At 63.7% G+C, this 26,353-nt stretch carries 29 protein-coding genes and 1 tRNA gene; 6 read left to right on the top strand and 24 right to left on the bottom strand.

Annotated elements, in window-relative coordinates:
- Positions 1 to 20 precede the first annotated feature (20 nt).
- The 6 genes from ABE463_RS13480 to ABE463_RS13455 form a co-directional block, all read right to left on the bottom strand.
- A complete protein-coding gene (locus ABE463_RS13480; protein ID WP_346468515.1) occupies positions 21 to 920 on the bottom strand; it encodes a LysR substrate-binding domain-containing protein in 900 nt (299 codons plus the stop codon).
- 60 nt (positions 921 to 980) lie between these two features.
- Complete coding sequence (locus tag ABE463_RS13475; RefSeq protein ID WP_346468514.1) at positions 981 to 1,859, bottom strand: SDR family NAD(P)-dependent oxidoreductase; 879 nt, start codon at positions 1,857 to 1,859, stop codon at positions 981 to 983.
- Positions 1,860 to 1,945: 86 nt separating this feature from the next.
- On the bottom strand, positions 1,946 to 2,329 hold the full coding sequence (locus ABE463_RS13470) for a YbjQ family protein (RefSeq protein ID WP_123728530.1): 384 nt from the start codon (positions 2,327 to 2,329) through the stop codon (positions 1,946 to 1,948).
- A 60-nt stretch (positions 2,330 to 2,389) separates the two neighbouring features.
- The gene (locus tag ABE463_RS13465) at positions 2,390 to 2,830 is read right to left on the bottom strand and encodes a hypothetical protein (protein WP_346468513.1); all 441 of its coding nucleotides are present in this window, start codon (positions 2,828 to 2,830) and stop codon (positions 2,390 to 2,392) included.
- Positions 2,831 to 2,939: 109 nt separating this feature from the next.
- Complete coding sequence (locus tag ABE463_RS13460) at positions 2,940 to 3,236, bottom strand: hypothetical protein (protein WP_346468512.1); 297 nt, start codon at positions 3,234 to 3,236, stop codon at positions 2,940 to 2,942.
- A gap of 98 nt (positions 3,237 to 3,334) precedes the next feature.
- The gene (locus ABE463_RS13455; protein ID WP_346468511.1) at positions 3,335 to 4,852 is read right to left on the bottom strand and encodes an alpha/beta fold hydrolase; all 1,518 of its coding nucleotides are present in this window, start codon (positions 4,850 to 4,852) and stop codon (positions 3,335 to 3,337) included.
- Between the two features lie 160 nt (positions 4,853 to 5,012).
- On the opposite strand from ABE463_RS13455, the gene ABE463_RS13450 reads away from it, so the two are divergent.
- Positions 5,013 to 6,722: a histidine kinase gene (locus ABE463_RS13450; protein WP_346468510.1), complete on the top strand. Its 1,710-nt coding sequence runs from the start codon at positions 5,013 to 5,015 to the stop codon at positions 6,720 to 6,722.
- The gene (locus ABE463_RS13445) at positions 6,710 to 7,411 is read left to right on the top strand and encodes a LytTR family DNA-binding domain-containing protein (RefSeq protein ID WP_346468509.1); all 702 of its coding nucleotides are present in this window, start codon (positions 6,710 to 6,712) and stop codon (positions 7,409 to 7,411) included. Before ABE463_RS13450 ends, ABE463_RS13445 begins: the two co-directional genes overlap by 13 nt.
- 68 nt (positions 7,412 to 7,479) lie before the next feature.
- Here the strand turns inward: ABE463_RS13445 and ABE463_RS13440 are convergent, their stop codons facing one another.
- Together ABE463_RS13440 and ABE463_RS13435 are read right to left on the bottom strand one after the other, a co-directional pair.
- Positions 7,480 to 7,965 carry a hypothetical protein gene (locus ABE463_RS13440; protein WP_346468508.1) on the bottom strand — a complete coding sequence of 162 codons (486 nt, stop codon included), beginning with the start codon at positions 7,963 to 7,965 and terminating at the stop codon, positions 7,480 to 7,482.
- A gap of 262 nt (positions 7,966 to 8,227) precedes the next feature.
- On the bottom strand, positions 8,228 to 9,118 hold the full coding sequence (locus tag ABE463_RS13435; protein ID WP_346468507.1) for a hypothetical protein: 891 nt from the start codon (positions 9,116 to 9,118) through the stop codon (positions 8,228 to 8,230).
- A gap of 82 nt (positions 9,119 to 9,200) precedes the next feature.
- Here ABE463_RS13435 and ABE463_RS13430 point away from each other — a divergent pair, with 82 nt between their 5' ends.
- The 3 genes from ABE463_RS13430 to ABE463_RS13420 all read left to right on the top strand — a co-directional run bounded on the left by ABE463_RS13430 (position 9,201) and on the right by ABE463_RS13420 (position 12,788).
- Entirely contained in the window at positions 9,201 to 9,554 is a 354-nt protein-coding gene (locus tag ABE463_RS13430) for a hypothetical protein (RefSeq protein WP_346468506.1), read from the top strand.
- Between the two features lie 498 nt (positions 9,555 to 10,052).
- Positions 10,053 to 11,426, top strand: coding sequence for an RNA-directed DNA polymerase (locus tag ABE463_RS13425; RefSeq protein WP_346468505.1), 1,374 nt, complete (start codon positions 10,053 to 10,055; stop codon positions 11,424 to 11,426).
- Between the two features lie 807 nt (positions 11,427 to 12,233).
- The gene (locus ABE463_RS13420; protein ID WP_346468504.1) at positions 12,234 to 12,788 is read left to right on the top strand and encodes a hypothetical protein; all 555 of its coding nucleotides are present in this window, start codon (positions 12,234 to 12,236) and stop codon (positions 12,786 to 12,788) included.
- Positions 12,789 to 12,869: 81 nt separating this feature from the next.
- On the opposite strand, the gene ABE463_RS13415 is transcribed toward ABE463_RS13420, so the two are convergent.
- The 16 genes from ABE463_RS13415 to ABE463_RS13340 all read right to left on the bottom strand — a co-directional run bounded on the left by ABE463_RS13415 (position 12,870) and on the right by ABE463_RS13340 (position 25,666).
- Positions 12,870 to 13,574 carry a hypothetical protein gene (locus ABE463_RS13415; protein WP_346468503.1) on the bottom strand — a complete coding sequence of 235 codons (705 nt, stop codon included), beginning with the start codon at positions 13,572 to 13,574 and terminating at the stop codon, positions 12,870 to 12,872.
- A gap of 375 nt (positions 13,575 to 13,949) precedes the next feature.
- Positions 13,950 to 14,510 carry a hypothetical protein gene (locus ABE463_RS13410; RefSeq protein ID WP_346468502.1) on the bottom strand — a complete coding sequence of 187 codons (561 nt, stop codon included), beginning with the start codon at positions 14,508 to 14,510 and terminating at the stop codon, positions 13,950 to 13,952.
- Positions 14,511 to 14,597: 87 nt separating this feature from the next.
- A tRNA-Val gene (locus ABE463_RS13405) sits at positions 14,598 to 14,672 on the bottom strand.
- A 65-nt stretch (positions 14,673 to 14,737) separates the two neighbouring features.
- Entirely contained in the window at positions 14,738 to 15,091 is a 354-nt protein-coding gene (locus ABE463_RS13400) for a PilZ domain-containing protein (RefSeq protein WP_088432861.1), read from the bottom strand.
- Entirely contained in the window at positions 15,088 to 16,047 is a 960-nt protein-coding gene (locus ABE463_RS13395) for a DNA polymerase III subunit delta' (RefSeq protein ID WP_176990982.1), read from the bottom strand. Before ABE463_RS13395 ends, ABE463_RS13400 begins: the two co-directional genes overlap by 4 nt.
- On the bottom strand, positions 16,040 to 16,708 hold the full coding sequence (tmk, locus tag ABE463_RS13390; protein WP_346468500.1) for a dTMP kinase: 669 nt from the start codon (positions 16,706 to 16,708) through the stop codon (positions 16,040 to 16,042). Before tmk ends, ABE463_RS13395 begins: the two co-directional genes overlap by 8 nt.
- Entirely contained in the window at positions 16,705 to 17,766 is a 1,062-nt protein-coding gene (gene mltG, locus ABE463_RS13385; RefSeq protein ID WP_121043067.1) for an endolytic transglycosylase MltG, read from the bottom strand. Before mltG ends, tmk begins: the two co-directional genes overlap by 4 nt.
- A gap of 66 nt (positions 17,767 to 17,832) precedes the next feature.
- The gene (locus ABE463_RS13380; RefSeq protein WP_346468499.1) at positions 17,833 to 19,188 is read right to left on the bottom strand and encodes an aminodeoxychorismate synthase component I; all 1,356 of its coding nucleotides are present in this window, start codon (positions 19,186 to 19,188) and stop codon (positions 17,833 to 17,835) included.
- A 95-nt stretch (positions 19,189 to 19,283) separates the two neighbouring features.
- Positions 19,284 to 20,546 (bottom strand): beta-ketoacyl-ACP synthase II, encoded by a 1,263-nt coding sequence (gene fabF / locus ABE463_RS13375; RefSeq protein ID WP_123728516.1) that lies wholly within the window; start codon positions 20,544 to 20,546, stop codon positions 19,284 to 19,286.
- 136 nt (positions 20,547 to 20,682) lie between these two features.
- Positions 20,683 to 20,922 (bottom strand): acyl carrier protein, encoded by a 240-nt coding sequence (acpP, locus tag ABE463_RS13370; RefSeq protein ID WP_017357544.1) that lies wholly within the window; start codon positions 20,920 to 20,922, stop codon positions 20,683 to 20,685.
- Positions 20,923 to 21,075: 153 nt separating this feature from the next.
- Positions 21,076 to 21,819: a 3-oxoacyl-ACP reductase FabG gene (gene fabG, locus ABE463_RS13365; RefSeq protein WP_123728515.1), complete on the bottom strand. Its 744-nt coding sequence runs from the start codon at positions 21,817 to 21,819 to the stop codon at positions 21,076 to 21,078.
- Between the two features lie 74 nt (positions 21,820 to 21,893).
- Entirely contained in the window at positions 21,894 to 22,838 is a 945-nt protein-coding gene (gene fabD / locus ABE463_RS13360) for an ACP S-malonyltransferase (protein WP_346468498.1), read from the bottom strand.
- Positions 22,839 to 22,926: 88 nt separating this feature from the next.
- Positions 22,927 to 23,709 (bottom strand): serine/threonine protein phosphatase, encoded by a 783-nt coding sequence (locus ABE463_RS13355; RefSeq protein WP_346468497.1) that lies wholly within the window; start codon positions 23,707 to 23,709, stop codon positions 22,927 to 22,929.
- A 75-nt stretch (positions 23,710 to 23,784) separates the two neighbouring features.
- Positions 23,785 to 24,762, bottom strand: a complete 978-nt coding sequence (locus ABE463_RS13350; RefSeq protein ID WP_346468496.1) for a beta-ketoacyl-ACP synthase III — start codon at positions 24,760 to 24,762, stop codon at positions 23,785 to 23,787.
- 88 nt (positions 24,763 to 24,850) lie between these two features.
- Positions 24,851 to 25,048 (bottom strand): 50S ribosomal protein L32, encoded by a 198-nt coding sequence (gene rpmF / locus ABE463_RS13345; protein ID WP_017357626.1) that lies wholly within the window; start codon positions 25,046 to 25,048, stop codon positions 24,851 to 24,853.
- Between the two features lie 108 nt (positions 25,049 to 25,156).
- A complete protein-coding gene (locus ABE463_RS13340; RefSeq protein WP_121043054.1) occupies positions 25,157 to 25,666 on the bottom strand; it encodes a YceD family protein in 510 nt (169 codons plus the stop codon).
- A gap of 114 nt (positions 25,667 to 25,780) precedes the next feature.
- Between ABE463_RS13340 and ABE463_RS13335 the strand changes: the two genes are divergently transcribed.
- Positions 25,781 to 26,353, top strand: a complete 573-nt coding sequence (locus tag ABE463_RS13335) for a Maf family nucleotide pyrophosphatase (protein WP_346468495.1) — start codon at positions 25,781 to 25,783, stop codon at positions 26,351 to 26,353.

The following is a 26,353-nucleotide window of genomic DNA, read 5'->3' as shown; positions in this document are numbered from 1 at the left end:
GCACCGCCGTTTTCCGCCTGTCACCGCACCTGCAGTGGAGCGGCCTCCCTGACCAGATCAAGGAGGTGGCGCAGTGCCGGCGATGGATCACTGGCCGGCGTACACAGCTGCAGTGTGAAGTGTGCAGCGTCGCCCGCAACCGGCCGGTAGACCACGTCCTCCTGGCGGAAGCCGACCATGCTGGCCGGCACGATCGATACTCCGGCCTCCACCGCCACCAGCGACAGCACGGCATGCATCCCGTGCGCCTCCTGCACCACCCGCGGGCTGAACCCGGCATCCGCGCAGAGACGCATGACCTGCGCGTGGAAGCCCTGCCCCTCGCGCGCGGGCCACAGCACGAACGGTTCGGCTGCCAGCGCGTCGACCGGCACGGTGGCCTGCTGCGCCAGCGGATGGGCGCGGGGCAATGCAATGGCCAAGCGGTCCTCATCGAAGTCCTGCAGCCGCATGTCCGCCGCATCGTGGATCGGGGGGATCAGCACCGCCACATCGATGCGGCCCTCGCGCAGCAGCGTGAGCTGCCCTGCCGAGGTCGCTTCGATCAGCTCCAGCCGCACCTGCGGATGCTGCGCACGAAAGGCGCGGATCACCTGCGGCAACCGCCCGTACAGCGCGCTGCCCACATAGCCCAGCCTTACCAGCCCTGTGCGTCCGGCGGCTGCATCACGGGTGGCGAGCAACGCGTGGTCGGCCTGCTGCAAGGTCAGACGTGCTTCGGCCAGCAGCGTCTGGCCGGCAACTGTCAGCCCCAACGTGCGGTTGCCGCGCTGGATCAACTCCGCCCCGATCTCCTCCTCCAGCTTGCGGATCGCCGCCGTCAACGGTGGCTGCGACATATGCAGCCGCGCGGCCGCGCGGTGGAAGTGCAGCTCCTCGGCGACGGCGACGAACTGACGGAGCTGGCGAAGATCGACCATGGGGCGGTGCCGGAGCGGGAAAACAGCCCCAAGGGTAGTACGCCGAGACGTGCGCAGGCGTCAGCGCGGCTCGATGGCCGCCGTGGCGATCTGCGGCCAGTGCGCGGCGACAACCTCCACACTGCCGGCGGACACCGCCTGCAGGTCGCGCGGATAGCGCACGCCCTCGGCCTCGGTCAGCCGCGTGGCATGGAACTGGCCGTTGCTGGAACGCAGGATCCAGCCACCCTCGGTGCAGGCGCGCGAGGCCAGGAACACCACACCGGGTGCCACCGCCTCCGGAAACAGTTCATCCGGCTCGCCCTGCACGCCCCACATGCGGGTTTTGGCCACCGGCGAGACCGCATTGACCACGATGCCCCGCGCCGCGCCCTCGGCCGCCAGCACGTTGACGATGCCGACCGCGGCCGATTTCGCCGCCGCATACGCCGCCAGCCCGTGCTGCACGTATTGCGGATACAGCGCGCGGTCGGAGGTGGTCAGCACGATGCGGCCATACCCCTGCGCCTGCATCGCCGGCCAGGCCGCCTGGGCCAGCCACAGCGGTGCCTTGGCCGCGACCGCCATCATGTGGTCGAAGCGATCCTCGTCCACCGCGTCGATCCGTTGATATTCGACCCAGCCGGCGTTGTGCAGGATCACGTCCAGGCGGCCATGCTGCTGCAGCAGCTCGGCAACCAGTGCGGCGGCCTCGATACGGGTAGCGATGCCTCGATGGCTGGCCTCGACAGAGAGGCCATCCGCACGCAGGCGCGCAACTGCCTGATCGATCCGCTGCGGATCGCTGCCGGTGCCATCCAGCCCGGCGCCGATATCCTGCATCACCACGTGTGCGCCGCGCTGCGCGAGCAACCGGCTGTAGGCGAAGCCGAGACCGCGGGCGGCGCCGGTGACCAGGGCCACCTGGCCAGCGAAAGAAAGCGTGTCGTTGATCGTCATGTGGACAGCATCCGCGCTGCGCTGCGCGGATGCCAATACCAACCACAGGAGGCTGCAATACGCGGGACGTATCGCGAGCGGGCAGCTTAGAGGTGCGTCGGTTCGACGATCACCGCCGTGCCGTAGCACAGCACTTCGGTCAGGCCGGTCATCACGTCGGTAGCGTCATAGCGCATTGCGATGATCGCGTTGGCACCGAGCATGCGCGCATGGTTGGACATGTCCCGGTAGGTCTCTTCGCGCGCCTGCTCGCACAGTTGCGTATAGATGGTGATGTTGCCGCCGAAGATGGTCTGCAGCCCGCCGAGGAAGTTGCCCACGATCGAGCGCGAGCGCACGGTAATGCCACGTACCACGCCCAGGCTGCGCACCACGCGGAAGCCGGGCAGCTCCATCGCCGTGGTCACCATGGAATCGTCGAGCCGGGTTGCGGGACCTGCGCGGCCACCGCTGTTGTAAGGATCCGCCATTGTTGCCTCTAGCCAGGTTGGGAAACGGGAGGGGCGAACGCGCAGTGCGTCCGCCGGTGATCATGGGGAATCAGGCGCTTGCGATACAGCGGTGGGCGTGCCGGTTCGCCGGGGCCGTGACGGCCAACGCCACAGCAGCCACGCTTGGGCGAGCAGACCAAGCCACATCAGCACATAGAGGATGACGATCATCGCGGGCGGGACGGGATCGCGATCACTGAGAGACGGCCAGGCCCGCCAGGTATCCAACCAGGCCACACCGATGCCGGCCAGCAGGATCGGGACAGCGACAATCGTCCCCATCACACGCACCCAGCGATGACGACGGAACACGAGCAACAGGCCGAGCACCAATGCGGTAAGCAGGAAGAGCGGCATCGCGATGAACAGCGTCAGCACGCCGGTGAAATCGGATGCCATCACCGGCAGCGGTAGCAACAAAAGTGCAACGAGTGCCCATCGCACTGATGCGGCTACTGAATCGCGGGCTGTCTTACACATCGGTTTTCCTTGCCGTGCAGCCGGTCTCCGGGGATCGCGGCCATCTTAGCCGAGGCGGTGATGCCCAGGCACTGCCAACGGCCCCTGTCCCGGGCAGGCGGCGTGCCGGTCAGATCCCGCCAAGCCGGACCACCTGATACACCGCTACATTCCGCTCGGCCAGGGCACGTACCACCTCGGGAATCAGCTGCATCGGCAGGTCCACTTCATAACCGAGGGGCCGCGCGTGCAGCAGCGAGGCGTCAAAGTCGAAGTCAGGATTGTCGCTGGCGCGCTCGACGAGGAAGGCGGTAATGGCCTCGCGCGCGATGCCTTCCCACTCGCCCACTTCGAAGTAGACCCGGTACAGCGTGTCGCCGTAATCCTGAGGCGTGCCGTGCACAGATGCCACCGTTGAATCGGTCATCGTGTCCTCCTGTGTGGGCGCAAGCGCCGGGGCCAGCCGAAACCATACACCTCGGCCGGTCCACTGCGCCTGCACACAGGCGCAGTTACAGACAGCTCTCAGCGCCCGCGCGGATCCACCAGATCGCTCTTGCTCCTGGCGAACACAGGCGGTGCCACCTCCAAGGCCGCATCACCCACCGGCCGACCTGCCAGGAAGTCCGTGAGGCCTGCGGCGATGGCAGGGTTCCCGAGCCACAGTTCGTTGTCGTGGCTGGCCCCGCGCACCCGCAATGTGCGGCTGTCGCTGAACCCGGGCCGCAATGCCTCGGCATTGGCGGGCGGCGTGCGCCCATCCAATGTCCCACTGATGAACAACACCGGCACATCGCTGCGCAGCGGACCACGGAAGGCATCGCCAAGATCGACCAGTCCCAAGCCATCCCCAAGTGCCGGGAACGGGAAGTTCAGCGCATCGCCGAACAGACTCTCGCGTGCCTGCGTCTCGGCCAGTGCGCGGCGCTGCGGAGTCTGGCCGGACGCCACATCCATCGCCAGCGGCATCGCGCCGTAGCTGCCGTGTTCACTGCGCAGCAGTAGAACCATCGCTGCCAGCAGGTCGTAGTCACCGTTCTCGGCATCGCGCAGGATCAGCGGCAGCCACTGCTGGGTCATGCGGCGCCCGAGACAGGCACTGATCGCCAACTGCGCGTCGAACTCGCCGATCATCACCGGCTTGCCGCCGTGCATGACACTGTGGCCTTGGCGCGGCTGCTCTCGCAGGGCGGCCAGCACGCGCGTGGCCGAGCCGGTCAGATCATCGAAGCCCGCTCCTTTGGCCAGCACGCTCAACTCCGCCAGCAGCGCATCGGCCGACAGCGGCAGCTTCAACGTGTCGTCGGGGCCTTCTGTCCCCATCAGCACCACGCGGTCCAGACCGGCGCCGTGCAGGCGCACCGTGGCCAGCGCCAGATGGGTGCCGTAGCTCATGCCCCACAGGCTGATCTTCGGCACCTTCAACGCGCGACGCAGGTCCTCCAGGTCGCCGGCACTCTCGACGGTGGTGTAGGCACCCAGGTCCACACCGGCTTCCCGCCAATACGCCACGCAGCGGGCGGCGACGTCACGCAGCGCGGCGAGCGCCGCATCGCGCTGCAGCGGCTGTGCATCGTCGAACGTGTGCTGGTGCGGGCACGACGGCGGCGGCTCGGACTCACCCGCCCCGCGCTGATCAAGCAGCAGCACATCGGTCTCGCGCCGGACCTGATCGAACACCGGCCAGCGCGGACCGCGCCCGGTCCCGACGCCCGAGCCACCGGGACCGCCGGCCAGATACACCACCGGTGCCACACGGCCATTGCCGCCGGTCGCCGGCAGGCGCACCACCCGCAGGCGCATGCGCGGCCCGTTCGGGTCGGCATGCCGCCGCGGGACCTCCAGATAGCCCGCCTCGGCGTCGATGGTGCCGTGCTTCTGCGTCTCGAACGCATACGGGGTGAACACCAGCGGCGCCGACGCGTCACGTGCCAGTACAGGCGAGGCGCCGACAACGGCCAGGCATAGTGCCGCCAGTCGCGTGACCCGCAGGCGTCGACCGGACGAAGGGGAAGGGAACAGGCAGGGCGAGACAGTGGACATGACGGACTCCGGGTGGGAAGAAGGACGAACCGGGCGCCAAGGGCTGGCGCATGCACTACGCCGCCAGCATCACCGCGCCCAAGGCAACCGGGGAGCGCCCGTCCGCCGAACAGCTCCAGACGGGGGTCCAGTGACTCCGTGCAACCGATACGATGGGCCCATGCAGATTCCACGCACCCTGACCGCCCTCGCCGTCCTGCTCATCGCGGTCGCCGCGTGGCTGCTGTTGGTCGCGCCCCCACCGGGCGTGCGCTACTACGAAGCCCAGGAGATGGCACCTGTCACGTTGGGTGCTGATGGCGCACTGCCCACCGCGCCGCCGAAGACCCTCGACTGGCAACCGGCCAACCAACGCGAGCTGGTGCAGTGGCGCGGCCCTTACTGGCTGCGCTGGCGCCTGCCTGCGCCGACCGCACACGACGTTGCTGACCGTGCATTACGCATCTCGGTGCGCGCCGCCAGCCAGCCCTTCTGGAACGGCAAGCCGTTGGCCGCCGATGGCGCGGTCGGCCGCAACGCAGACGAAGAGTGGCCGGGACAGGTGGACATCATCCGCGTGCTGCCGCCCTCCTCGCCCAGCGGCACCGATACGCTGGTGCTGCTCGCTTCCAGCCATCACCAGTGGTTCAAGCTGCGGAGTGCGGATGCCTTCGTTGCCATCGGGCCAGCCGCCTCGATCTACAGCCACGGCATTGGACCGTGGCTGATCGCCGCGCTCGCCACCGGTGCACTCGGTGCGGCGTGCCTGTACTTCCTCGCTGCACAGCGTGGCCGCCCACGGGTGCCGGGTGCGCGCGTGCTGCTGGCGCTGGGTGTCGTCGGCCTTGCGTTGCCCGTGGTTGAAGCATGGCGCCCGCTGGTGGGCTATACCTACCCGTGGCACGGCCCGCGGCTGCTCGTGCTGCTCCTGCTGCACTTGGCTGCAGCAATCCTGTTGCCGGCCTATCTGGTGCGTCGCTTCGGCGTCGCCGTTCCGAAGACTGCACGCATGGTCTATCTCGCGACAGCGCTGGCGCTGGCCGCCTTCGTCCCCAGCTTCGATGGCCGTGGTGCTGCCCTCCTGCTGCTCAGCCTGCTGACCTCCGCCTACGTGCTGCTGCGCGCCCGTGGTGAGCCTGACGAGCGCTGGCCGATCCTGACGTTGGTCGTGGCCGGTGCGCTGGCCGTGCCCTTCGCCGGCGGCATCTTCCTGGACGGCCCCTACTTCCTGTTCCTGGCCGTGCTGATGGGCTTTCTGCTGATCCGCCACGCCGCGCAGCTGCGTACGCTGGACCACCACAACGCGCAGCTGCGCGAAGAGCGCGCCCGCCTCTCGCTGCAACTGCTGCAACGGGGCATCCAGCCACATTGGCTGATGAACACCCTCACCGGCCTGCAGGAGCTGATCGAACAAGCACCGATGCGCGCCAGCCGCCTGGTCGAATCGCTGGCCGAGCAGTTCGACCGCCTGCGTGAAAGCAGCACCCGCCCCAGCGTGCCGATTGAAGAGGAGCTGGCGCTGTGCCGCAACCACCTGGACATTGTCGGCCTCGCGCTGGATCGCCAGATCGGCTTCGAGGTCGAGGGCGAGCACACTGGCCTGTGGCTGCCGCCCGGCGTGCTGCATGCGCAGGTCGAGAATGCGCTCACGCATGCGGGGGCGGTCGCGTGTGCCGAGCATCCCTTCCGCCTACGTATCCAACGCGACGGCGACCGTTGGATGCTGGAGCTGCGCAGCGCCCGTGGGACCGCGCCGCATCGCGGGCAAGGCACGGGCACCCGCTATATCGCGGCCAGCCTTGCAGCTACCTGTCCGGAGGGCTGGCGCTTCGAGCAGGGCGCCGACGGCAACGACTGGTACGGCCGTATGGAGCTGACATGCGCATCCTGATCGTCGAGGACGAGCTGTTGGTTCGCCAGCGGCTGCTGCGGATGTGTACCGAACTGGCTGGCAGCCGCGCGCGATTCGATGCCGTGGCCGACCTGGACGCCGCCGGTGACCGGCTGCAGCGCAGCGTGTATGACGGCCTGCTGCTGGATCTGAATTTGGGGGGCGAGGATGGCTTCGACCTGCTGAAGCGCGTGGTGGCTGGCCGATACCACTGCGTGGTGGTCTCCGCACATCGGGAACGGGCGCTGCAGGCATTTGAGCATGGGGTGCTGGACTTCGTGCCGAAGCCTTTCTCACGCGAGCGGCTGGGGCAAGCGCTGGAGCGGCTGCTGGATGTTGGCCGGTATCGGTCTGGGGCAGCGCGTTACCTGGGCATCTGGCATGCGCAGGGGACGGCGATGGTGGAGCTGGCCGATGTGCTTTGGATTGGTGCTGATGGGGATTACAGCGAGGTGCGGATGCGCGATGGGCGGAGTGAGCTGCATGACAAGTCGCTGGCGAGTCTTACTGCCGTGCTACCGCCGGACTTTGTGCGCTGCCATCGGTCGTATCTGGTCAATTTGAAGCATGTGCGGACGTTGCATGCTGCTTCGGGGAGCCGGTATTGGCTGGTGTTGAATGATGGGGCTGAGGTGCCGGTGGGGCGGGCGTTTGTTGATGAATTGCGGGGAGAGCTTGGGTCGACATGAGCTTTTCGTGGAAATCGCTACGGCACCAATTTCCGCTCTCGACCAGAGGCGGTCATTTGCAATCTCAGCTAGTGCTGCTGCCCATACCAAGGGCCGGCAGCTTCTGGGAGATACGGCCAGTCTGAAGGGCGTGGGAGTGTGGCTCGCGACGCCTCAGCTTGCTCTGGAGTGAGAAACAACCCACCCAGATCATTGCCTGCATCGACCGCGAAGAAGCGAACGTCTGTGTTGGCGAGTTGGTCATTGACTACTTTGAAGAATACGTAAGTAGCGGTGCCCCAGCTCGCATCTTCACTCCCCGCACCATCAGCAGAGTAGATGACGTACTCCGTACCATGGACCCGGATAGCGTACCGCGGCAGGTCGGGGTCAATCAGTTCTTCGACGCGCGCGGGTTGGGAGACATACTTCTGCAGTTCTGGCAGAACTTGCATGTAGGCTTCGCCAATACCGGTCTCTGCAAGATTTTCGGCATCTAGCTGGATCAATCGGTCGTAATCCAGCGTCGCATTTGTGGTTGTTTGTGCCTTGCAGGCCGTGGCGACGATGGCCATGAAGAACGTGGATGCGACTCTGACCCAACGCATGACGCAATCTCCTGATTCCGTTGCGGCTAATCGGGCGAAGCCCGGCAAGCAACTAAAGCGTCGCCGGTACCGAGCAGCTGACCAAATTCCAATTCTAGTCGAAAGGGGACGCTACCCCAGGTGCAACGGCCCCGTCCCGGCTATGCTCTTTCCGCCAATGGTGAACGTTCGAGACCGCCTGTTCCAGGCCGCAACGCAAAGCAGCGTCGGCTTGAATGAATTGTTAGACCTAAGAGACCGGAGGGAGAACCCGATAGTAAAGCAACAAGAAGTCATCCGCGTCCATCCCCATTCGATGCCATTCGCGATTGGCCGTCACCGTGCACATGACGTTGAACTGTTGGCCCACTTGTCGATTCGTAATTGGTATCACCACCTTGCACTCAGTTTGGGGCTGATCGGACCAAGCTTTGGTAGATGACCAAATGATGTTGTAAGAGGTAGGGTCGTACGATGGATCAACCTCTACTTCAAGAGTAAGAACGTCGCCTGGCCTCAGGTGAAGCTCGCTATCCTCAAGGAAGGTCTTGAGGATTCCGCCGTCATGGACCGGAGAGAATTGACTGCGGACAAAGGAGTTCCCAAAGGAGTCTGTCAGTTTAAGTATGAGAGGAGCGTCGTAATTATTATCCATACCAATGCTTCGATAGTGCGCCTTAAGAGAATCTATAACGTCATTGGCGTAACAAACAACTTGCTCCGCTTGGCGGAGGCTGATAGCGTTTGAATGGGCAAGATTGTTCCTTGGGGCGGATATTCGCTTAAGGAATGTTCTTGCTTCTTCTCGGCCATCTGGGAACGCTTGACGCAAAGGAACTCGGAAGTTTTCTTTGAACAGTTGAGGATTGCAAACGATGTCGATTGCGTCCTCCAATAGAATGGCGTCAATTGCGCGAGGATACCTTTGAGGTTCCCGTTCCCTACGCGAAAGGGCGTCCTGCGCAATTGCGCTCTTGATGATCCTGCTGCCAGAGGCATCAGTGTGGGAAAAATAGTCCTCGTACTTAGCCGCAAGGGCATCATCTATCATGCGGCGTAGCCAGTGCTCTAGTGCTTCAATTTTCTCTCGACAAGCTTGTCGGATCTCGCTGTCGCTGAGAGATGCAATAAGTGATGTCAACGTTGATCCTTAGGTCCAACTACGCATTAGACCGCCTGTGGGTCCGACTATACGACTTATCTACAGCCGTGTGGAGCACCCCTTGAGCCGCTCGATCTTAGGGCAGCTGAGCCCGTCCAACAAGCTGGCCGATAGCAGTATCAGGCGTGCACTCAGAGCCACGCGCAATGCCGCCATCCGGGTGTCCACTTTGGGTCTTCGATTCAACCGCTCGACGCGACGGTTCGTCGTTATCGCTCGACGGGTCGCGAACATCCTCACCGCACAGATTGGAGCCGGCGAAGGCACAAGCCTATCCACCACTCAAGCATCCAAAGCAATGACCGCTACGTCCGGCAGCGCAGCTCCGAACGACGAGTCCAAGTTTGGCATGCATAAGACTAAGAAAAAAAGACGAATTCCTCTCACCTTGGGGCTGGGAGGTGAGCGGTCATGAGCCCCCCCCCCCCCGCCCGCACTCATCACTTCCATCCAGCTCTCATCCAGCTCTCATCGACGTCAGCTTGTCCACGGTGAATTGAAAATTCACTAGACAGCACGTAACCGAATAAGATGGCACCTACACTACGGGGGAATCATCGTGGATCGGACGAAACGCTTACTAGAGGCAGGCTACTTCCCCACACAATTGCCAGCAGGCTTCACTACTCGCGGCCTAGCCGACAACTATGATGCGGTCTTGACTGACTGGCATCACCATGGGCGCGAAGAGCCGCGAAAGGCCCCGCTAACAAAGACGGAGACATTTAGTGTCGCGCGTGCTGGACACCGGCGCAGAGTGACCGGCATTACTAACCCGATCGGACAAACTTACCTCGCCAAGCATATCTCGGACAATTGGGGTCAGTTGCTCAGACACTACCGGCATAGCAAGTTGAGTGCTAGTCGCCCAAGGATTCAAGCAAGAGCCTCAAGGGGAGCAACCATCCCCAGCATGAAACTACACGCTGAATTTTTATTACTGCGGTCAGCGGGCTTCAAATATGCACTTAGAACTGACATCTCAAGGTTTTTCCCGACCATCTACACTCATTCCATACCATGGGCCCTACATTCGAAGTCGGTCGCCAAACGCAATCGCGGTCGGCAGCTCCTTGGCAACTTGCTCGATGAGACTAGCCGCAACCTTCAAGATGGCCAGACAATTGGGCTTCCGATCGGACCGGACACGTCACACATAATTGCTGAGTTGATTACAGCCGCGATTGACAAAGAGCTAAGGAATGAACTCAGCGACGACTTGTCTGGACTTAGGTACGTCGATGACTATTATCTATTCTTCCGCACCCGCAAAGGCGCGGACAATGCACTCGCATCACTGATTCGACTGCTACAGGAATATGAGCTGCAAATCAACTTTGAGAAGACCCGCATTTGTGAAACTGTGGAATTGGCAGATGACCTATGGACTCATGAATTACGAGCCTTTCAGATATCGGGAAAAGCCACCACTCAAAGTCGTGATCTCCACTACTTCCTTGAGATAGCCAAGCGTACCGCCGCTCGAAACACAGATGAGAGCGTAATGCTCTATGCGATTAAAAAGGCCGCTTCCAAGGTTATCCGCAGGGAGAATTGGAAAAGTTTCGTAGCGCATCTATGCCATGTTGCCATAGCTTACCCAAACACGCTTCAACAAGTTGAAAGAATTCTCAGCACGTATGTGAGGATCGGGTATCCCATTGATCGGGGAGCGCTCGGGCGCTTGGCGAACTCAATTATCGAAGAGCATGCACCACTGAACCACCACAGCGAAGTGGCTTGGTGTCTATGGATGTGCAAATCGCTCGACTTGAAGCTTAGCGCAAACAACGTCCGCCAGGCTTCAACAATGCGCAGCTCCGTGTGTAGCTTAATCCTCCTGGACTTGGAACAGAGCCGTAAGTTGCCGATTGCAATCGATCACTCAGTCTGGGATCACTTAAGAGGGGAGCAACACCTATTCGGAAGTTCCTGGCTGCTTTGCTACGAAGCAGGACTGCGCAACTGGGGAGGCTTCCAGAGAGCCACTGTTGACGCAAACCCTTACTTCAATGACCTAGCCAAACGTGACATCCATTTCTACGAGCCCTTTGCTCAAAGCCGACCCATTTTCACCTTCGACAAGGAAGCTGCAAAGAAAGCAAAAGGAGACAACGCGGAGGACTGGTTGTCACTCCTAGACGGTGACGATGCGGATGAATATGTGGATTTTGACGATGACCCGAATGAATACGGCTCGGTTTCATTAGATGATTTGGACGATGACATAGGTCTTAAGGAAGAGGACAAAGACGAAGACGAGGAAGAAGACGATATGTATGACTAAGGTGACTAGTAACATGAATAGGCACCAGTGCATCCCACCTTTTAACGTCCAAGGCCCTCGCGTGCTGCCATTACCAGAACATTTAAGCTAGCCAGCACAGATAGCTGAAGGCCAGCTAGTAAGCTCCCCCGTCAAGCAGACGTTCTAAAGTAGAGCTTCTGGCGTGAGCGGTACGGTACTCGACGGGGCTCAATGCCGCGCACCACCTACTATTGCGTCAGGTGTGCATCCTGGCCGCTCGTATGTAGATGGGCGAAGAGCTCAGTGTTTCATCCACGCACGCGCTCAGCGCGATGCTCTCCAAGCTTGGGGCCACGCCGACAGATGAGTCAAAGGTGAGTCATCCGCAAGATGAGCAAGACCACGACGAGCTCTTCTTTCATTGAGCCACCAAAGGGCCGCGCGGGCGGGGCGTGTCTAGGGTCGGGAGCGGCACCGCCTGACGCCCCCCGCCCCCCCCCCCCCCCCGCTTCTCTTAGCGCTTCCACAGAATTCAAATCTCGCGCCGGGCCAGCCATGAGTCCATATTCCCCACCGTAGACCTGTTGGTGAAGACCCGTTCGTTTGAGACGTGGTCGGCGGCCATCCAGCACCAGAACCCACGCCGAAAAAATCTCGCATTCAGCCGCCTGTGCCGCAACTTCACGCCGCCACCTCCATCCCGACGGTATTGACGTCTCCCACATCGGCCGACAGGAGTATCAGAATCTTTATCCGCTTCAAACCGGGCCGGATGGGCCTCGAACCTGTTGCCGATCAGACATGCACGCTTCATGCTTCGCCCTCCACTAATTGGAGGGCAGTTCCATGGCCGATCCGAATTACTGCTACCCGCTTCAGATACTTTGCCAACCGTTGGATTGGTGGTCTGCTGCAGCCGCTTGGGCTCAAGCCCTTTTCGCTGCAGTAGCCATTTACGCTGCAGCAGCGGTGCCAAGATGGCAGGAACGTCGACGGAAGCTTGATGGTGCAGATCAGTTCCTTCATTACACCCAGCATCTGATAAAGATGATGACGCAACTCGAAGAGGATGCAAGCAATGAGTCTGGCAGGCGGGGGCTCAGCGAGTGGGGACATCACGCAGAATGGACATCTATAGCTGCGGCGGCAGACGAGCTGAAACTGACTGATCTCCCTGGGCCTGACTTCCTCCCAGCATGGCTGCAAGTGAGGGAAATGGCCTCACGCTGTAGCGGCCTCTACAAAGGAATTCTGTCTAGCGCCGAGGATGAGGACCCGTTCTACGCCCAGGAAAAACTGCAAGGCTATCTGTATCGCACCAAAAATCTTTTCAATGACCTTCTCAACTTGGACATCAAAGCGCGTGGAAAGCGAGGCTTCAGTGTGTATAAGGTTGACTGAGGAAATCATGGCGCCATGCACACTTGGGGCCGGGACTTTAGCAAATCAGTTCGTTGGCGGTCGCAAACCCTGACGCGCGATCTATTCCGGACGGATAACAACCTTCCAGTCGATTAACACAGCTCTTTCCGGGGAAACGACCTGGAACGACCTTGTTTGACCATCCGCTACATGCATCGTTGCACCACCGACCAAGGCGACTGCCTGATCACGCACCCATGGGTAGTAGATGGATCCGTAGGCTGGCAAATCCTTCCTCGGACCATCTGGAAGGATGAAAGCAGCATGCGAGGTAGTTAAAAAATGAGCCTCACCAAAGCTATACGCGGGCAGCCGGGCGGCCTCATAAATAGCAGATCGCAGCTCAGGTCGGTCCGTTTTTGCGAAGGGCAGAACTCCAAATTTCTCAGTGATCGAGGACTGCATAAGCATATTCAACACCAACACCAACTCGATCGCACCCCAGGCCAGCCAAGTGACTGAATAGACTGGATGATCACGATGAACAACAGGGTGCGGCCCGAGGGCATTCTCCTTGTATCCCTCAATAAAAAAACCATGCAAAGGCAGGAAAATTTCGCCATGTCGAATATGAACCGTATGAAAGCGACACCTAGCTTCCTGATGCTTCATGGTATTGGTCATCTCATCCAACAAGTCTGTGGCGTCCTTCCATGCACTAAATAGCGGGCGATATGCTCTGTCCTTTTTGCTAATTCCACACCCACCCAGAATTCCCTTCACGGTCTCAGCATGCTCCGTGCAGGCGTAGATAAGCCCTTCCATCTCCTCAGCAATCGAGCTAATCGTCTCAGAATTAGGGGTCGAGGCGACTAGTGTGTGTCTGAGATGCGGGCGCAAATTGCGCGCATATCGCTCCACTCTTCCCAACAACCTGCCGACGGACCTGTTGTATCTTCCAAGAGGCGCTGGCCCGTATTCGCCCTCATTCGATATGTCGCACAGCGCCGCGAGTATCGCGGCACCGTCAAGCGTACAAGGCGTTTTAGCTGAAAGATCAAGGACCGGCTCGGGGCTAAGCGTCATCATCGGCAGACCAGCGTGAATGTCATGGGTAATAACAGCAAGACGGCGGGGACCACCAGCAGCAGCGCACTCCAGGCATCGCTCAACGCACGACGAGAAGTGAAAGGATTGGGCCTAAAGCTCATCGTCTAGTGTCAGCTCGAAAGGTGCCGATGGAAGCTCTTGGCCTTCATAGAGTGCATCAAGCGCATCATCGATTGCTTCGTTGAGGCGATCGATTTGGTGATCACAGACCTGACCAAGAGACGAGAATAAGCCGCCGCTGATGTAGTAGGTCTCCAGTTTTAATGCGATTCCAATTCGCGACACAGGAACAATGTCGTCTGGCGTGGCCCCGGGGGGCACTATCGTCAACTTGCGGGCGTTCTGATCGTTGTGCGCGATAACCTCGTGGCGCGCCCTTATCACGTCATTATGGACGTCGGTCATCCATCTGTGTTCGAACTTCGCCCATCGGCTTGGAAGGACGCCGATAGCCGAGTTTACGAAGGGCTTCGCGTAAGAAACTACGGAGGAAGCGTACAGATGATAGTAAAGAGGGTGATCGAACCCAGTGACGTGCTTGACCATGTACGCGCAAGCCTTTCGGCTGGCGAAGAAGTCCGAGCGGGCAAGGGTTAGCTTGTAGAGCCCCATCTTCATCTGGCGGCGAGTGAACTGCTTGTTGGAGCCCATACGACCTCCTTGCACTTACTCTGCACTTACGAAAAAGCCGGCTCAAGGCCGGCTTTGACGTTAACCCCAAAAAATCAAGGGCTTATTTGGTGGGCGGTACAAGGTTCGAACTTGTGACCCTTGCCGTGTGAAGGCAATGCTCTACCGCTGAGCTAACCGCCCGATGCTGCTGAGCCGCTCATTATAGGGCGGCAAATTTTGACGTCAACGGTTTCGCCGAAATTTCTTCACATCGTGTGCGTGGGCTTGTCCGCGGTCAGGATGCCGGCCAGCAGCGTCTCGATCCGGTGGCGGACAGTCTCCCCTTCCGCGCCGTCGGCCAGCTGTACGCCGATGCCTGCCGCGCGGTTGCCCTGGGCCCCGGCCGGGGTCACCCAGATCACTTTGCCGGCCACCGGCAGGCGCTCGCTGGAGTCCGGCAGGGTGAGCAGCAGGAACACCTCATCGCCCAGGAAGTAGCGCTTGGGCGTGGGCACGAAGATGCCGCCGTTCTTCACGAACGGCATGTAGGCGCTGTACAGCGCGGCCTTGTCCTTGACGGCAAGGGACAGGATGCCCTGTCGGGCGTTGGTGGCGCTCATGCTCTATTCCCCTTGGCGTGCCGTTCGTTGACCTTTCCCCAGGCCAGCAGCAGCTCAACCACCGCAAGATCGGCGCGCACCGTGGTGCGCAGCAGGTCGCGGGTGCGGTTGGCCGCATCGAACCAGGCGGCCAGCTTGTGCAATCGATCGGGATCGGTCAAGCCACCGCCGGTGGCCTGGGCCAGGGCGAGATCGGCGGCGTGGCGCAGGCGCAGGGCGGCGTTGTCGTCGGCGGTCCAGCGCTGGGCCAGCTCAACCGCGCCGGAGCGGCCGGCGACGAGGGCCTCCAGGTCGGTGGCGACTTGGCGGCGCAGAGCCAGGCCATCCTCGCGCAGCCACTGGTCGGCCAGGCCGGGGTGGCCGCGGGCGGCGTCCAGGGCTTCGCGGGCGCTGGCTTCGCTGTGGCCCAGGGTCTGCAGCCAGGCGAGGGCTTCCTCGCGCGGCGGCAGCTTGAACTCCAGACGCTGGCAGCGGCTGCGGATGGTGGCCGGCAGGCGCGCGGGGTCGGCGCTGATCAGCCACAGGTAGCGGCCGGGCTGCGGCTCTTCCAGGGTCTTGAGCAGGGCGTTGCAGGCGGCGCGGTTGATGGCGTCGGCGGGATCGACGATCACCACCTGGGCCACGCCGTACTGCGGGGTGAGCGAGAGCTTCTGCGAGACCTCGCGGATCTGCTCGATCACGATCTCGGTGCGCAGCTTGTCGCCGGATTTGTTGGGGATGAACGAGATCCGCTGCAGGTCCGGGTGGGTGCCGGCGGCCAGCAGCTGGGCGCTGCGCTTGGCCGCGGCAGGCTCACCCTGCCCCAGCACGTGCTCGGCCAGCCGCAGCGCGACGCCCAGCTTGCCCAGGCCGGCCGGGCCGCAGAACAGCAGGCCATGGCCGAGGCGACCGGCATCGAGCGCGGCGACGGTCTGGTCATAGGCGCGCTGCTGCCAGGGGGAAAAGGGTTCAGCCACGTTCCGGCTCCTGTGCCAACCATGCCTCAACGGCCGCCACCACCGCGCCGGCGACGCCGGCCTGGTCCTGGCTGGCGTCGATCAGGCGGTAACGGGCGGGGTCTTCGCTGGCACGCTGGCGGAACACCGCGCGTACCCGCTGGAAGAAATCGTCGTGCTCGCTTTCGATGCGGTCCGGCCACAGGTCGCGGCCGTTGGCGCGCGCCCGGCCGACCGCCACGTCCACGTCCAGCAGCAGGGTCAGGCCGGGCAGCAGGCCGACGGCGCGGCGCTCCAGATCGGCGATCCACGCCGGGTCCAGGCCGCGGCCACCGCCCTGGTAGGCGTAGCTGGAATCGGTGAAGCGATCGCACAGCACATAGGCGCCGCGCTGCAGCGCCGGGGCGATCACCTGGCGCACGTGCTGGGCGCGGGCGGCGAACACCAGCAGCAGCTCGGCCTCGGCCGAGAGCGGCTCGGCGGCGATCTCCGCATCCGGCTTGAGCACCAGCGCGCGGATGCGCTCGGCCAGGGCGGTGCCGCCTGGTTCGCGGGTCAGCACCACCTCATGCCCACGCGCCTGCAGGGCCTCGCGGATCGCGTTGATGGCGGTGGTCTTGCCGGCACCCTCGCCCCCTTCCAGGCTGACGAAATGCGGGTGCCGGTGCAGCGCGGGACTCATTGGGGTGCGGCCTCGTTGGTGCGTTTGCTGCGCAGTTGCTGCAGGTAGCGGGCAACGGCGGCGTTGTGGTCGGTGTAGTTGGCCGAGAAGATGTGCGCGCCACTACCGTCGCCCACGGCCACGAAGTACAGCGCATCGCCCTTCGCCGGCTGCGCGGCGGCATGCAGCGCATCACGCCCGGGCATGGCGATCGGGGTCGGGGTCAGCCCGGCGCGCGTGTACGTGTTGTACGGCGTATCGGTGGTGAGGTCGCGCTTGCGGATGTTGCCGTCGTAGCTGCTGCCGATGCCGTAGATCACGGTGGGGTCGGTCTGCAGGCGCATGCCGATCTTCAGGCGGCGCATGAACACGCCGGCGATCTGCGGCCGCTCGCTGGGCAGCGCGGTTTCCTTCTCGATGATCGAAGCGAGGATCAGCAGCTCATACGGCGAGTTCAACGGCAGGTCGTCCACGCGGCTGTCCCACGCGGCGGTCAGTTCTTTTTCCATCGCGGCATGCGCGCGCTTGAGCACGTCGATATCGCTGTCGCCACGCTGGTAGACGTAGGTCTCGGGCAGGAAGCGGCCTTCCGGGTGTTCGCCGGGGAAGCCGACCGCCTTCATCAGCGCGGCATCGTCCAGTTCGTCGGTGGTATGCACCAGCGGATCGGCGCGCTTGAGCGCAGCGCGCAGCTGACGGATGTTCCAGCCTTCCACGATGGTGACGCGGTGCTGCAGGACGCGGCCCTGGCGCATGCGGGTCAGCAGCTCGCGCGGGGTCAGTGCAGGATCAAGCGCGTATTCACCGACCTTGAGCTTGCCCGCTGCATCGAGCTGGCGTGCCAGCAGCTGCCATTGGGTGTCGCTGCCTTCGTCCACGCCCGCCTGGCGCAGCTTGCCGAGCACGGTGCTGAAGCCATCACCGGAGGCGATCACCACGCTCTCCGCGCTGGGGGTGACCGGTGCATCGGCAAAGGCGCCCTGGCGATGCCAGAACCATGCCCCTGCGGCCGCAACCAGCAGGGCCAGCACCAGCAACACGGCCAGTACGGCCAGACATCCCCGTTTCGCACCCGCCATGCTCACCTCGAATCCATTTCTTCGCCGCGCAGCATACCGCGCGGGTGCTGCACACCGCCAAACGGCTCAGGCATCGCTGCCCAGCGCACGCAGCAGGCCACGGGCCTTGGCGCGGGTTTCGTCCAGTTCCTTTTCAGCCACCGAATCGACCACGATCCCGGCCCCGGTGCGGAAGCTGGCGGTGTCGCCGGCCACTTCGGCGGTGCGGATCAGGATGTTCAGGTCCAGATCGCCATCGCGGTTCAGCCAGCCGAACGCGCCGGTGTAGGCGCCGCGCGCGGTCTGCTCCAGCTCGGCGATGATCTGCATGCAGCGCACCTTGGGGCAGCCGGTGATGGTGCCGCCGGGGAAGGTCGCGGCGATCACCTGGCCGGGGCTGACGTCTTCGCGCAGGCGGCCACGCACGTTGCTGACGATGTGGTGCACGTGGGCGTAGCTCTCCACGGTCATCAGCTCATCCACCTCCACGCTGCCCGGGGCGCAGATGCGGCCGAGGTCGTTGCGCTCCAGATCGATCAGCATCACGTGCTCGGCGCGTTCCTTGGGATGGCCGACCAGCTCCTGGATGCGCGCGGCATCGTCATCGCCGGCGAAGCGCGGGCGGGTGCCGGCGATCGGGCGGGTCTGCACGTCATCGCCGTGCACCGAGACCAACCGCTCGGGCGAGGAGCTGACCACCGCCCTGCCCTGCGCCATGAACAGCCCGGCGAACGGCGCGGGGTTGGCCACGCGCAGCTGCGCGTACAGCGCCTGCGGCGAGAGCGCCTCGGCGAACTGCGCGTTCCAGCGCCGCGAGAGGTTCACCTGGAACACGTCGCCCGCGCGCAGGTAATCGATCACCTTGCCGACGCCGTCGGTGAAGCGCTGTGGCGCGTCCTCGCCGATCGCGACCGGTGGCTGCCACGCTGGGAGCGGGGCCAACGTCGAGGCTGCCGCGAGGTCATCCTGCAGCGTCTGCAGCAGCGTGGCCTGGCCGGTCTCGCAGACGGCATGGAACTGGCCCAGCACACGGTCGTGCAGCACCGCCGCCGGACAGCGCAGCGCCAGCGCGGACGGCAGTCCATCGGCGCGCGCCGGCAAGGACAGCACGTCTTCGATCTGGCCAGCCAGCTCGTAATCCAGCATCAGTGCCCAGCCACCGCGGAACGGCAACGTGGTTTCTTCGCGCGGCAGCCGCAGCGCGGCCCAGTGCGCATCCAACACGTCAAGGAAGCGGCCGTCATGCGCGACGCCCTCGGCATCGCGCACCACGCCGTCGGCCTGCAGTGCAAGGGATTCCCCGTTGCCCATCAGCAGCAGATCCCAGCGGCCCTGCGCGGTGCCCGAGGCGGTGGACTCCATCAGCAGCGGGTAGCGTTGCGGGTCCAGGCGCTGCAGGGCCAGCAGGTCGGTGGTGGCGGGCAGCGGAAGCGTCTGGAACATGACAGGACACCGGAAGGGCGCGCAGCGTGCGCGGGGGCCAGATACACCAAGGCCGCCATGATGGCGGCCCGGGTGGGGATACACGGAACGGGCGGTCAGACGCGCTTGAACACCAGCGTGCCGTTGGTGCCGCCGAAGCCGAAGCCGTTGGACATCACCACATCGACCTTGGCCTCGCGTGCGGTGTTGGGCACGTAATCCAGGTCGCAGCCCTCGCCCGCTTCATGCAGGTTGATGGTCGGCGGGATGATGTTGTCGCGCAGCGCCAGCACCGAGAAGATCGCTTCCACGCCGCCGGCCGCGCCGAGCAGATGGCCGGTCATCGACTTGGTGGAGCTGACCATCATCTTGTAGGCGTGGTCGCCGAAGGCGGTCTTCATGGCCATGGTTTCGCCCAGGTCGCCCAGCGGCGTGGAGGTGCCGTGCGCGTTGAGGTAACCGACCTGGTCCGGGGTCACGCCGGCGTCCTTCAACGCCATGGTCATGCAGCGCGCCGCGCCTTCGCCGTTCTCGCTCGGGGCGGTCATGTGGTACGCATCCGAGCTGGCGCCGAAACCGGCAAGCTCGGCATAGATGCGTGCGCCGCGCGCCTTGGCGTGTTCGTACTCTTCCAGGATCAGGATGCCGGCACCGTCGCCGAGCACGAAGCCGTCGCGTTCCTTGTCCCACGGGCGCGAGGCTTCCGCCGGCGCATCGTTGCGGGTGCTCATCGCCTTCATCGCGCAGAAGCCGCCCAGGGCGGTCGGCGAAGAGCCGCGCTCGGCACCACCAACCACCATCACGTCCGCATCGCCGTACTGGATCATGCGCATCGCGGTGCCGATCGAGTGGTTCGAGGTCGCGCAGGCAGAGACCGCCGAGAACGACGGACCCTTCAGGCCGGTGATGATGCTCAGCTGGCCCGGGAGCATGTTGATGATGGTCTTGGGCACGTAGAAGGGCGAGATCTTCTTGCCCTCGTGGAAATCGATGGTCTGCTCTTCGATGCCCAGCAGGCCGCCGATGCCCGCGCCGACGATGGCGCCGATGCGCTCGGCATTGCCATCGGTGATTTCCAGGCCCGAATCGTTCAAAGCCATGAAGGCGGCACCGAGGCCGTAATGAATGAACGGGTCCATCTTCTTGGCATCCTTGCCAGTGACCCGGAATGTGCCGAACTGTTCGTTGTCGGCGGTGATGTCGAAGTCCCTGACCTCACCTGCGATCTTGGTGGTGAAACGGTCCAGGTAGGACTGCGAAACGTTGGTCAGCGGACCGATGCCGGAACGGCCTTCGGTGATGCCCTTCCAACTGCTGGCCATATCATTGCCCAATGGCGAGACCATGCCCATGCCGGTAACGACGACGCGACGCTTCATTGCAGATTCTCCTGACCCGGGTGTTGCGGGTATCACGCGGTGTAACGCTCAAAAGCACAGGGCCGCAAGCGCGGCCCCATGGGTTTGCCGCACGCGGTCGCAGCGATCGCCACGGCCGCGCGCGAGCCGCCTGACATCAAGCCTTGACGTGGGCGTTGATGTAGTCGATCGCAGCCTGCACGGTGCTGATCTTTTCGGCTTCTTCGTCCGGGATTTCGCACTCGAACTCTTCTTCCAGCGCCATCACCAGTTCAACGGTGTCCAGCGAGTCAGCGCCCAGGTCATCGACGAACGATGCGCTGTTGGTGACTTCCTCTTCCTTGACGCCAAGCTGTTCGACGACGATTTTCTTGACGCGTTCTTCGATGGTGCTCATTGGATATCGCTCCAGATGGAGTAGTGGTTCAAAAATGACGCCATCCGGTGAGGGATGACCGTGGGATAGTGTAGTGGAAACCAGCGACACCTTGCATTGCAGCAAAACATCAAACGGATCAACCACTTGCGGCGCAATCCTTGCGCCACATGCTTACGGCATGTACATGCCGCCGTTCACATGGAGGGTTTCGCCGGTGATGTAGCTGGCCGAAGGACCGGCCAGGAACGCCACCGCGTTGGCGATATCGGACGGCTCGCCGAGCCGCTCCAGGGCGATCGACTTGACCAGGCCGGTGCGCTGCTCTTCCGGCAGTGCCTTGGTCATGTCGGTATCGATGAAGCCCGGCGCGACCACATTGACGGTGATCCCGCGCGAGCCGATTTCCTTGGCCAGCGACTTGGAGAAGGCAATGATGCCGGCCTTGGCCGCGGCGTAGTTGGCCTGGCCGGCATTGCCGGTCACGCCGATCACCGAGGCGATGTTGATGATGCGGCCCTTGCGCGCCTTCATCATGCCGCGCAGGACGGCCTTGGAGGTGCGGAAGACGCTGGTCAGGTTGGTGTCCAGGATCGCCTGCCAGTCTTCTTCCTTCATCCGCAGCAACAGGTTGTCGCGGGTGATGCCGGCGTTGTTGACCAGGATGCTGATGGCGCCGAATTCCTTGGCGATCCCATCCAGCACGGCCTCCAGCGAAGCAGCGTCGGTGACGTTCAGCGCGCGGCCGTGGCCACCCACGGCGGCCAGGCGCTCGCCAATGGCGGCGGCACCGGCGTCGGTGGTGGCGGTGCCGATGACGGTCGCGCCCTGCGCGGCCAGTGCATCGGCGATCGCGGCACCGATACCCCGGCTGGCGCCGGTGACCAGTGCGATTTCACCCTGAAGGGGCTTGCTCATCTCAGTTCCTCAAACGGGACCGGTCCGGCCGGTCTGGCGCGAAGCCATTCCAGCACGGGCGCGATCGGAAGACATCAGGCGGCCCAGGTCTCGCGGGCCGTCTCGAAATCGGCGGGCGTGGACAGTGTGCGCGCGTCCAGCGATTTGTCGATGCGCTTGATCAATCCGCTCAGCACCTTGCCCGGGCCGCATTCGGCCACGCGGGTGACGCCACGGGCGGCAAGCGCCTGCACGCAGCCGGTCCACTGCACGGGCAGGTACAACTGCTGCACCAGCGCCTGGCGGATGGCGTCCACGCCGTCATGCACGCGGGCATCCACGTTCTGCACCACCGGCAGAGCCGGGGCGCGCCAGTCCAGGCCGGCCATGGTTTCGGCTAGGCGGTTGGCGGCTTCGCGCATCAGCGGGGTATGCGAGGGCACGCTGACAGCCAGCTTGACGGCCTTGCGGACGCCCTTCTCGGCGAGCAGCGCCAGCGCACGATCCACGGCAGCCGCGTCGCCACCGATGACGATCTGGCCGGGCGAGTTGTAATTGGCAGGCACGACGACCTGGCTGCCGGCGGCCTGCTCGCAGACCTCCACGACCAGCGCGTCTTCGGCGCCGAGAACGGCGGCCATGGCGCCGACGCCGGTCGGGGCGGCTTCCTGCATCAGCTGGCCGCGCAGGCGCACCAGGTGCGCGCCGTCACGCAGGGTCAGCGCGCCGGCGGCCACCAGGGCGGTGTATTCGCCGAGGCTGTGGCCGGCCAGGACGGCCGGCTGGACGCCGCCAACGGCGTTCCAGGCACGCCACACGCCGATGCTGGCGGCCAGCAGGGCCGGCTGGGTGTATTCGGTGCGGTTGAGCATTTCCTCGGGACCGCCCTGCGACAGCGCCCACAGGTCGACACCGGCGCCGTCGGAGGCTTCGATGAAGGCCTCGCGGATCTGCGGGTGCAGCTCGGCCAGTTCAGCCAGCATGCCCAGCGACTGCGAGCCCTGGCCCGGGAACACGAATGCGAGATTGGTATCGGTCACGCGATCATCCGCCTGCAAAAATCGAACGGCGAATGATAAAGGGGAACGTCGCCCTTCGTCTGTACTGCCGCGTATGTGGGGCCTGTGCTCAGGTGAACAGCTGGAGGATGTCCAGGTCGCCATCGGTGAAGAAATCGAAGCAGATCGCGACGACCATCAGCACGCCCAGCGTGGTGGCGCCATGCACGATCAGGATCGAATGGGCCAGCGCGCGCGCGGAGCGGCCCATCTTCAGGCTGGCGCGGGCCAGGCCCTGGAGGCGTCCGGTGACGTCATGGGCGTGGGCGAGGACCGGGGCTTCCGCGCCGTCCATGGCCTGGGCCATGAGGGCCTGGAGCTGCTGGGGACGGTCTTCGTAGTACTTGGCCACGCCGTAGCCGAACATCAGCCAGTCGCGGGCCTGGGCCTGGGCGAGGTCCATGACTTCAAGGGGGTCTTCTTCGAAGTCGATGAAGCCGATGGCATTGCCGTCCCAGGTGAGGTTGCGCGGGAGCGGCTGGCCGAAATAGGCGCCCTTCTGGTGCGCCTGGGCAATGGCGTTCATGGCCGCGGACACCAGGCGGTCGCGGCCGGCATCGTCGGCTTGGCGCAGGCAGGTATTGAACGAGGAGCCGTTGTCGCCCAGCACAAGGGCGGCATGACCGCTGCCGATCACGCTGGGGACGTTGACACCCTGGGCCTGCAGTTCGGACAGGCGGCGGGCTTCGGTTTCGCGGGCGGCATCGCCACCCCGGTGCGGCGGTGGGCGCAGAGCATCGAGCTGGAAGCGGCGGGCGATGAAGTTCAGCAGGCCCAGTGCGACCACCCGGCTTCCTTCCCCGTACTGCTTCAGCCAGGCGCGTTGGCCCTCGATGACGATGGGCTCAACCATGGCAGTTCTCCTGAAATGCATACGGCCCCGTAATGGGGCCGTAACGACAGCGTCACGTTGTCGTAACTGACACTATCAATAGCGCAGCAGAGCAGAACCCCACGTGAAGCCGCCGCCGAAGGCTTCCAGCAGCAGCAGCTGGCCGCGCTCCACACGGCCGGAGCGGACCGCGTGGTCCAGCGCCATCGGCACCGAGGCCGAGGAGGTGTTGCCGTGCTTGTCGACCGTCACCACCACCTGGTCCATGGACATCTCCAGGCGCTTGGCGGTGGCTTCGATGATGCGCAGGTTGGCCTGGTGCGGGATCAGCCAATCCAGGTCGTCCTTGGTCAGCGCGTTGGCTTCCAGGGTTTCATCGACGACAGAGTCCAGCGCCTTGACGGCGTACTTGAACACGTCGTTGCCCTTCATCAGGATCGCGCCGCGGGCCGCATCGCCCTCGCCGAAGCCGGCCGAGACGCCCACCGGGTTCCACAGCAGCTCTTTCTTGCTGCCATCGGAATGCAGGTGGGTGCTGAGGATGCCGGTTTCTTCGTCGGCCTTGAGCACGACGGCGCCCGCGCCATCGCCGAACAGCACGCAGGTGGTGCGCTCGGTCCAGTCGACGATACGGGTCAGCGTTTCCGCACCGATGACCAGCACATGGCGTGCATCACCGGAACGAATGAATTTGTCGGCCACGCTCAACGCGAACACGAAGCCCGAACAGGCGGCGTTGACGTCGAAGGCGGGGCAGCCGGTCGCACCGAGCTTGGCCTGGATCAGGCACGCGGTGGACGGGAAAATCAGGTCAGGCGTGGTGGTACCCACCACGATCATGTCGAGCTGCGAAGCGTCGATACCGGCCGCTTCAAGCGCACGTACCGCGGCGTGGTAGCCGAGGTCGCTGGTGGTCTCGTTCTCGGCCGCAATGTGCCGTTCGCGGATACCAGTGCGCGATTGAATCCACTCATCGCTGGTGTCGACCATTTTCTCCAGATCCTGGTTGGTCAACACTTTTTCGGGCAAATAACTACCGGTGCCCGCGATCCTCGAGTAGATCCGCTTGCTCATTGCATGTCCTGTAGCTCGATCGCCAAACGTGACGATCGGGAAGAATGGGGTAAAGGCCGCTGCCCGACCGGGCAGCGGCCTTCACAAATCAATCTTCTTCGACGGCCGAGTTCGACTTGGTCGTGATCACCTTCTTGCCACGGTAGAAACCGTCAGCGGTGATGTGGTGACGCAGATGCACTTCACCGGTGGTCGGATCGGTGGACAGCTGCTTGGCGCTCAGGGCGTCATGCGCACGGCGCATACCGCGGCGGGACGGGGTGACACGGGATTTCTGCACAGCCATGGGATTGCTCCAAACTCGGTTCGTTTTGCTTCGTCGTATCGTCGCGCAGGACGCCAGCGCCCAGCACAGTTTTCGCTTTCGCCGCAGCCGCCGACGACAATCCGGCTGCTATTGTTTTTTCAGTGCCGCCAACGCCGCGAACGGATTGGCCTTGCTGATTTCTTCTTCGGTCGGTGCCCAGTCCTTGTCCACGGCCTCACCATCGGGAGACAGCGGCACGACGGGCACGGCCAGGACGAGTTCGTCCTCGACCAGTTCCAGCGGTCGCAGCATGCCGTCTTCCGGCACCAGCCACGGTTCCCAGCCTTCCGGCAGCGAGGACTCTTCCTCTTCGCTGCGGATCAGACCGAGCCGCTGCACCATCGAAACCGGCAACAGGAAACGCTGCAGGCTGCGCTGACAGATCAGCGGCAGCGCGGTGTCGATGGACAGTTCAACATAGGATACCTGCAGGATGTCATCGTGCGCGAATTCCAGTGCATAGGTGCACGTTCCTTCGGTATCGGCGACAAGGCCCTGGAGGCGGGTCAATTCCGCTAGATCCACCTGGCCGTCGAAGCACCTGCGTGCTGCGACCATCCGCCAAGCATCCAGCATTTCGGGCACGTTTGCGGACATAAGCCGCTGAATGTTAAGGATCGTCCGGGCTGCTGTCAAATGCCTGCGCAGTCAGGTTGCCGATCCCCGCCCGAAGGGCCCAGACTGCCGGCCTTCCGTGCCCGGTATTGTCGCATGACCCCACTGCTGCTTGCCTCCACCTCGCGCTACCGCCGTGACCTGCTGGAGCGGCTCGGCCTGCCCCTGCAAACGGCCCGCCCCGAGGTGGATGAGACCCCCGTCCCCGGTGAGGCCCCACGGGCCGTGGCCGTGCGGCTGGCGCGGGCCAAGGCCGAGGCGGTTGCCCGCCTGCACCCGGGCCAGTGGGTGATCGGCTCGGACCAGGTGGCGGAACTGAACGGGGCCCCGCTGGGCAAGCCGGGCACGGTCGAGGGCGCCCATGCCCAGCTGGCGGCGATGTCCGGGCAGGTGGTGGACTTCCACACGGCGGTGAGCCTGGTGCGCGACGGCGAGGTCCTGGAGGCCTGTGATCTGACCCGCGTCCACTTCCGCGCCCTGGGGGCGGCGGACATCGAACGCTACGTGGCCGCCGAGCAGCCGCTGGACTGCGCCGGCAGCTTCAAGTGCGAAGGCCTGGGCATCACGCTGTTTAACGCGATCGAGAACCGCGATCCGACCGCGCTGATCGGGCTGCCGCTGATCGCGCTGAGCCAGCTGCTGCGGCAGGCCGGCTACACCCTGCCCTGA

It is taken from the genome of Stenotrophomonas sp. TWI819 (assembly GCF_039673075.1).
Classification (GTDB): Bacteria; Pseudomonadota; Gammaproteobacteria; order Xanthomonadales; family Xanthomonadaceae; genus Stenotrophomonas; species Stenotrophomonas rhizophila_B.
Note: the sequence above shows the minus strand (reverse complement) of the source record. Positions and strands in the feature narration are given on the sequence as shown.